Source organism: Microbacterium sp., assembly GCF_041909575.1.
Lineage (GTDB): Bacteria > Actinomycetota > Actinomycetes > Actinomycetales > Microbacteriaceae > Microbacterium.
Genome location: NZ_JAYRDE010000135.1, coordinates 1 through 7027, shown reverse-complemented (window position 1 = coordinate 7027; position 7027 = coordinate 1). Strand labels below are relative to the sequence as shown.

4 protein-coding genes, 1 tRNA gene and 2 pseudogenes are annotated in these 7027 nt (G+C 69.7%); 4 read left to right on the top strand and 3 right to left on the bottom strand.

The genetic code is table 11. The annotated features are described in order from the left end of the window. A pseudogene (locus ACE3O1_RS14055) lies at positions 1-618 on the bottom strand (PucR family transcriptional regulator); the annotation flags it as partial. An 8-nt stretch (positions 619-626) separates the two neighbouring features. Then, positions 627-3356: a pyruvate dehydrogenase (acetyl-transferring), homodimeric type gene (aceE, locus tag ACE3O1_RS14050; protein ID WP_374316081.1), complete on the bottom strand. Its 2730-nt coding sequence runs from the start codon at positions 3354-3356 to the stop codon at positions 627-629. Between the two features lie 142 nt (positions 3357-3498). Here aceE and ACE3O1_RS14045 point away from each other — a divergent pair. Beyond that, positions 3499-3571, top strand: a tRNA-Val gene (locus ACE3O1_RS14045). 4 nt (positions 3572-3575) lie between these two features. Here the strand turns inward: ACE3O1_RS14045 and ACE3O1_RS14040 are convergent. After that, positions 3576-5099 (bottom strand): amino acid permease, encoded by a 1524-nt coding sequence (locus ACE3O1_RS14040; RefSeq protein ID WP_374316079.1) that lies wholly within the window; start codon positions 5097-5099, stop codon positions 3576-3578. A gap of 85 nt (positions 5100-5184) precedes the next feature. Between ACE3O1_RS14040 and ACE3O1_RS14035 the strand changes: the two genes are divergently transcribed. The 3 genes and pseudogenes from ACE3O1_RS14035 to ACE3O1_RS14025 form a co-directional block, all read left to right on the top strand. Beyond that, positions 5185-5916, top strand: coding sequence for a zinc ribbon domain-containing protein (locus ACE3O1_RS14035; RefSeq protein ID WP_374316077.1), 732 nt, complete (start codon positions 5185-5187; stop codon positions 5914-5916). Beyond that, the gene (locus tag ACE3O1_RS14030; protein ID WP_374316075.1) at positions 5913-6356 is read left to right on the top strand and encodes a reverse transcriptase-like protein; all 444 of its coding nucleotides are present in this window, start codon (positions 5913-5915) and stop codon (positions 6354-6356) included. The genes ACE3O1_RS14035 and ACE3O1_RS14030 overlap by 4 nt, the downstream gene beginning before the upstream one ends. After that, a pseudogene (locus ACE3O1_RS14025) lies at positions 6331-7027 on the top strand (bifunctional 3'-5' exonuclease/DNA polymerase); the annotation flags it as partial. The gene ACE3O1_RS14030 and the pseudogene ACE3O1_RS14025, both read left to right, overlap by 26 nt.

Here is a 7027-nt window from a genome sequence, read left to right as displayed (position 1 = left end):
CACCCCCAGCTTGCGGGCGGTGCGCCGGAGCTGGTCGATGTCGAACTGCGGCGGAGTGGTCCCGACGAGCACCGCGACCTCGCCGTGTCCGTGCCAGCCGAGGGCAGCGATGCGGCTGGGCAGCTCCTCGTCGGCCTCACCGGTGAGGATCGAGTCGACGACGAGCGCTTCGAGACGGGCGTCCCACAGGCCGCGGGCCTCGGCGGCCCGCGCATAGACATCGGCCGCCGCGAAGGCGACGTCCCGCGAGTAGAGCAGGATCGCCTCGCGCAGGTGCTCGCCCTTGCCCGCGACTCGCTCCTCGGTGATCTCGACCGTGACGCGGATGAGCTGGAGCGTCTGCTGCAGGCTCACGCTGCGCAGCAGCTCCCGCGGCGCCACCGCGAAGATGTCGGCGGCGATCCAGGGCGTGGACGTCGGATCCTCGTACCAGGAGATGAACGAGGTGATGCCCGCCTGCGCCACGAGTCCGACGGCCGACCGCCTGGCCGGCGGCATGTCCGCGTACCAGGGGAGAGTGTCCTCCAGGCGCTTGATCGTCGCGGTCGCGAGGTCGCCCGAGATTCGCCTGAGCCAGGCGAGCGTCTCGGTCTTGTCCATCGAGGCGGGGGCGGCCATCGCGCCGGTCAGCTCTCGCCGCCGGCGTTCCCGCTCGTTCCTGCTGTCACGTCGTGCAGCCGGTACTTCTCGATCGCCTGCGCCGCGAGCCCGCGGTCCACGACACCGTCGGCTGCGAGGGCCTGGAGCGTGCGGACCACGACGGACGGGCCGTCGATCTTGAAGTAGCGGCGTGCCGCGGCGCGCGTGTCGGAGAACCCGAAGCCGTCCGCACCGAGAGTGACGAACCGGTTCGGCACCCACGGCCGGATCTGGTCCTGCACGGCGTGCATGAAGTCGCTCACCGCGACCACGGGGCCTGCGGCATCCTTCAGCTTCTCGGTCAGGTACGCCGTGCGCGGCTCGTCGCCCGGGTGCAGGAAGTTGTGCTCGTCGGCGGCCAGGCCGTCGCGGCGCAGCTCGTTCCACGAGGTCACCGACCACACGTCGGCCTGCACTCCCCAGTCGTCACGCAGCAGCTGCTGAGCCTCGAGCGCCCACGGCACGCCGACACCCGAAGCCAGGATCTGAGCGCGGGGGCCGTCGCCCTCCGGGGAGGAGATGCGGTGGATGCCGCGCACGATGCCGTCCACGTCCACACCCTCGGGCTCTGCCGGCATCACGAGCGGCTCGTTGTACACCGTGATGTAGTACATGACGTTCGGGTCGGGGTGGTTGCCGCCGTACATGCGCTCGATGCCCGACCGCACGATGTGCGCGATCTCGTAGCCGTAGGCCGGGTCGTACGAGACGGTGGCCGGGTTCGTCGACGCGAGGAGCTGAGAGTGGCCGTCCGCGTGCTGGAGGCCCTCACCGGTCAGCGTCGTGCGCCCGGCGGTGGCGCCGATGATGAAGCCGCGCGCCATCTGGTCGCCCGCGGCCCACTGGGCGTCGCCCGTGCGCTGGAAGCCGAACATCGAATAGAACACGTAGACCGGGATCAGCGGCTCGCCGTGCGTCGCGTATGACGTCCCCGCCGCGGTGAAGGCCGCGACGGCTCCTGCCTCGTTGATGCCGACGTGCACGATCTGGCCCTGCGGGCTCTCCTTGTAGGCGAGGAGCAGCTCGCGGTCGACCGAGGTGTAGTTCTGGCCGTGCGGGTTGTAGATCTTCGCCGTCGGGAAGTACGCGTCCATTCCGAAGGTGCGCGCCTCGTCGGGGATGATCGGCACGATGCGGTGGCCGAAGTCCTTCGCCCGAAGGAGATCCTTGAGCAGCCGGACGAACGCCATGGTCGTGGCGATCTCCTGCGTGCCCGAGCCCTTCTTCGGCAGCGCGTACGCGTCGTCGCCGGGCAGCTGGATGCCGACGTGGTGGCTGCGGCGCTCGGGGAGGAACCCTCCCAGCTCGCGGCGGCGCTCCAGCATGTACTGGATCGTCTCGTCCTGCGGGCCGGGGTTGTAGTACGGCGGCAGGTAGTGGTTCTCGTCGAGCTGCTCGTCCGAGATCGGGATGCGCATCGAGTCGCGGAAGTACTTGAGGTCCTGCAGCGTCATCTTCTTCATCTGGTGGGTCGCGTTGCGGCCCTCGAAGTGGTGACCCAGGCCGTAGCCCTTGATCGTCTTCGCCAGGATGACCGTGGGCTGGCCCTTGTGCTCGGTCGCGGCCTTGTAGGCGGCGTAGACCTTGCGGTAGTCCAGGCCGCCGCGGCGGAGCTTGCCCCAGATGTCCTCGTCTGACCAGTCCTTCACCAGAGCGGCGGTGCGCTCGTCGCGCCCGAAGAAGTGCTCGCGGATGAACGCGCCGTCCTCGGCCCGGTAGGTCTGGAAGTCGCCGTCGGGGGTGGTGTTCATGAGGTGCACCAGCGCGCCGTCGGTGTCCTTCGAGAGCAGCTCATCCCAGCCGCTGCCCCAGACGACCTTGATGACGTTCCAGCCCGCACCGCGGAAGAAGCTCTCCAGCTCCTGGATGATCTTGCCGTTGCCGCGCACCGGGCCGTCGAGGCGCTGCAGGTTGCAGTTGACGACGAAGGTGAGGTTGTCCAGGCCCTCGTTCGCGGCGACCTGGAGCTGGCCGCGGCTCTCGACCTCATCCATCTCGCCGTCGCCCAGGAAGGCCCACACGCGAGAGTTGGACAGGTCCTTGATCCCGCGGTTGGTGATGTACTTGTTCGACATCGCCTGGTAGATCGCGTTGATCGGCCCGAGGCCCATCGACACCGTCGGGAACTGCCAGTACTCCGGCATCAGGCGCGGGTGCGGATACGAGGGGATGCCGTCGGGCGCCTTGGACTTCTCCTGGCGGAAGCCGTCGAGCTGAGACTCGGTCAGGCGGCCCTCGAGGAACGAGCGCGCGTAGATGCCGGGGGAGGCGTGGCCCTGGATGAAGACCTGGTCGCCGCCGGTGGGGTCGTCGAGGCCCCGGAAGAAGTGGTTGAAGCCGACTTCGTAGAGGGAGGCCGACGACGCGTAGGTGGAGATGTGGCCGCCGACGCCGATGCCGGGGCGCTGGGCGCGGTGCACCGTGATCGCGGCGTTCCAGCGCAGCCAGCGACGGTAGCGGCGCTCGAGCTCCTCATCGCCGGGGAACTCGGGCTCGTTGTCGGGCGCGATGGTGTTGATGTAGTCCGTGGTGGGGACCTGCGGCACGTTCAACTGCAGTTCGTGCGAGGTCTGGAGCAGGCTGAGCATGATCTCGCGGCCACGGCCGTGGCCCTTCGCCTGCACGAGCTGCTGGAGGGATTCCTGCCACTCGGAGGTCTCATCGGGATCGCTGTCGAGGGGGTCCTGCGAGTACGGATCCTGATCGTTGACAGTCACAGATGACCTTTCGTCGTCTGGCAGATCGTGCCAGGTAATCGCTGCCGGAGCGGTGCAGGTTTTGTTCGCCGTGCACAACGCACCGTCTCTCAGCCTACCGAGTCGGAGACCGGGCGGATGCACCTCCTAGACTGGGCGGCGAGGGCCTTTAGCTCAGCTGGTAGAGCGCCACGTTTACACCGTGGATGTCGTCGGTTCGATCCCGGCAGGGCCCACCGTTCAGGACCGCGGGTCGTCGTCGCTGTCGTCGCGCTGGTGCGACACGACATGGGGCAGGGCGAATTCCTCGTACCCGGGCTGCCCGATGCGCGAGTGGCGCCGCGAGTAGGCGAAGTAGATGACGAAGCCCGCCGCGAGCCACACCAGGAACCGCAGCCACGTCTCGACCGACAGGTTGAGCATCAGGTAGATGCAGATCAGCGCCGAGAGACCCGGCAGCCACGGATTGAGGGGGACGCGGAAGGTCCGCTTGAGATCGGGGCGCTTGCGACGGAGCACGATCACGCCGACGGCGACCAGGACGAAGGCCGAGAGCGTGCCGATGTTCACCATCTGCTCCAGGACGCCGATCGGGGTGAACCCGGCGGTGATCGCGACGATCACGGTCACCAGGATCGAGATCACCCACGGCGTGCGGAAACGCGGGTGCACCTTGGCGAGCGATGCCGGCAGCAGCGCGTCGCGCGACATCGCGAAGATGATGCGCGTGGCGCCGATGAGCAGGGTGAGGACGACGGTGGTCAGACCGGCGACGGCGCCGGCCGAGATGAGCGTGGCCATCCAGGTCGCGCCGTGGAACACGAAGGCCTGCGCCAGCGCCGCCGTGGGATCGAGGTCCTGGTAGGGCACCATCCCCGTGACGACGAGTGCCACGGCGCAGTAGAGCAGCGTGCAGATGACCAGCGAGGCGATGATGCCGATGGGCAGGTCGCGCTGAGGATTCTTGGTCTCCTCGGCCGTCGTGGCCACGACGTCGAAGCCGATGTAGGCGAAGAACACCAGTGCCGCGCCGGCGAAGATGCCGCCGACGCCGAACGCGGTGGGCTCGATGCCGGACAGGAACTGCAGGAGCGGCTGCGTGAGCCCGGATGCGCTCTCCGCCGGCACGGCCTCGGGGACGAACGGCGACCAGTTCGCGGGATTGATGAACAGCAGACCGGCGATGATGACGAACAGGACGATGAACAGCTTCACCGCGACCAGCACGAGATTGACCCGCAGCGACTCCTTGATGCCGAAGGTCATGAGGCCTCCGAGCACCAGCACGAGCAGGATCGCCATCAGGTCGACCGTGCCGCCGTACCCGATCACCTCCGGGATCGGCGCGCCCAGCTGCTCCATGAGCGTCCCGAGGTACGCGCTCCAGCCCTGGGCGACGACGCTCGCGCCGAGGAACATCTCGAGGATGAGATCCCAGCCGATGATCCAGGCGAACAGCTCGCCGAGCGACGAGTACGAGAACGTGTACGCCGACCCCGCCACGGGGACCGTCGAGGCGAACTCCGCATAGCAGAGCGCGGCGAGTGCGCATGCGATCGCGGCGACCGCGAAGCTGATCACGATCGCGGGCCCTGCGACGTCGTGCGCGGCGCGGCCCGTCAGCGTGAAGATGCCCGCGCCGATGACGACGCCGATGCCGAACACGGTGAGGTCGAGTGCGGTGAGCGACTTCTTCAGCCGGAACTCCGGCTCATCGGTGTCGGCGATCGACTGCTCGACGGACTTGGTGCGCAGAACGCTCATTGTTCTCGCCTTCCTGGTGGGGACCCGGTCGTTGAATGCTAGCCCTCGCCCCGCGAGGGCGTCGATGGCCGGGTAGGTTGGTGTCGTGAACGCCAGCCCCGCAGACCAGCTGCGCCTCGTAGAGGTCGCCGAGCTCGACGCCCGCATCCGCCAGGCGGACCACCACCGCAAGAACCCCCCGCAGGCCGCGCGCGTCCAGGAGCTCCTGGCCCAGCGCCAGACGCTCTCGCAGGAGCTCACGACGCGGCTCGGGGCCCGCGACGACCTGCGCACCGAGCTGTCGCGCATCGAGTCCGACGTCGCCCTCGTCGACGCGCGCAGCGCGCGTGACACCGAGCGGCTGGCCGCTTCCAGCAACTCGAAGGAGGCACAGGGCCTCGAGAGCGAGCTGGCGTCTCTCGCCCGGCGTAAATCCGACCTCGAGGACGCCGAGCTCGAGGTGATGGAGCGACTCGAGCAGGCCGACGCCGCCGTCGCCGAGCAGGAGGCGCTGATCGCCGACACGAACGCGCAGGGTGCCGAGCTGAGCGCCGAGGCCAAGCGCGTGATCGCCGAGGCCACCGCCGCCTTCGACGCGGCGACCCGAGACCGCGCCGCGATCGCGGGCACCGTCCCGGCCGACCTGCTCGCCGTCTACGAGAAGCTCGCCACCCGCGGCGCGGGCGCCGCCGTCCTCCGCGCCCGTACGTGCGAGTGGTGCCACATGGTCCTGTCGGGCACCGACCTCAACGCGCTGCGGCAGGCGCCGGAGGACGAGGTCGTGTACTGCCCCGAGTGCGGCAGCATCCTCGTCCGCACCTACGACTCGGGACTGTGAGCCGGCGCCTCATCGTCGAAGCCGACGGGGGATCCCGCGGCAACCCCGGCATCGCCGCCGGCGGCGCGGTCGTCATCGATCCGGAGACAGGCGCAGTCCTGACCGAGGTCGGCGTGTTCATGGGCATCGCGACGAACAACGTCGCGGAGTACGCGGGCATGATCGCGGGTGTCGAAGTCGCGTTCGACCTCGATCGTTCGGCATCCCTCCTCGTCCGCATGGACTCCCGGCTCGTGGTGGAGCAGATGTCGGGCCGCTGGCGCATCTCGCACCCCGACATGCAGGCGCAGGCGCGCAGGGCGCGGGCGCTCATCGCGGGCCGCGACGTCGCATTCGAATGGGTGCCACGGCTGCAGAACGCGCGAGCGGATGCCGCGGCCAACGCGGCGATGGATCTCCGAGAGAGCTTCCGGCGTGACAGCGACCCCGGCCGCGTCTGACACGCCCGCCTGGGTCGCCGTCGGCCACTCGGGCGATCACGTGACGGCGGTGCTCCTGGATGCGGGCGGCGCCGAGCTGTCGCGGCATCGGGTCGAGGCGCCGGCGCTGCCGTCCTGGGTGGCTGCTCGCGAGCGGGAGTGGGCGCCCCGGTGGGTGTGGAACGATGCACCGCGCTGGTACGCCGACCTGCTGGCCGCGGGAGTGCGGGTGAGCCGCTGCCACGACCTGCGCCTGTGCCATGCGATCCTGCGCGACTCGGCGCTCGTCGCCGAGAGTGCGCCGGTGCGGCGGGCGACGACCTGGGATGCCGCCCCGCACGCTGCTGCGCCCGCCGCTGCGCCCGCCCTGTTCGAGCTCGACGAGTCGGTGCGCGCCGACGGACCTCCCGCCGGGATCGACGAGGTCCTGGCGGAGTTCACGCGGCAGCGGGAGGCTGTCGCGGACTCCGCCGATCCGGCGCGCCTCCGGCTCCTCACGGCCGCCGAGTCGGCCGGCGCACTGATCGCCGAGGAGCTCCGTGCCGCCGGAGTGCCGTGGGAGGCCGCCGAGCACGACCGCATCCTCGTCGAGATCCTCGGAGAGCGCCCGGCCGGCGGCGGTCAGCCCGCGAAGCTCGCCGCAGCGGCGGCGCGCGTCCGGGAGGCGCTGGGCGATCCGTCGGCCAGTCTCG

Excerpts from the sequence above, each read along its gene's own strand:
- ACE3O1_RS14040 (WP_374316079.1), bottom strand. The coding sequence starts at position 5,099 with ATGAGCGTTCTGCGCACCAAGTCCGTCGAGCAGTCGATCGCCGACACC.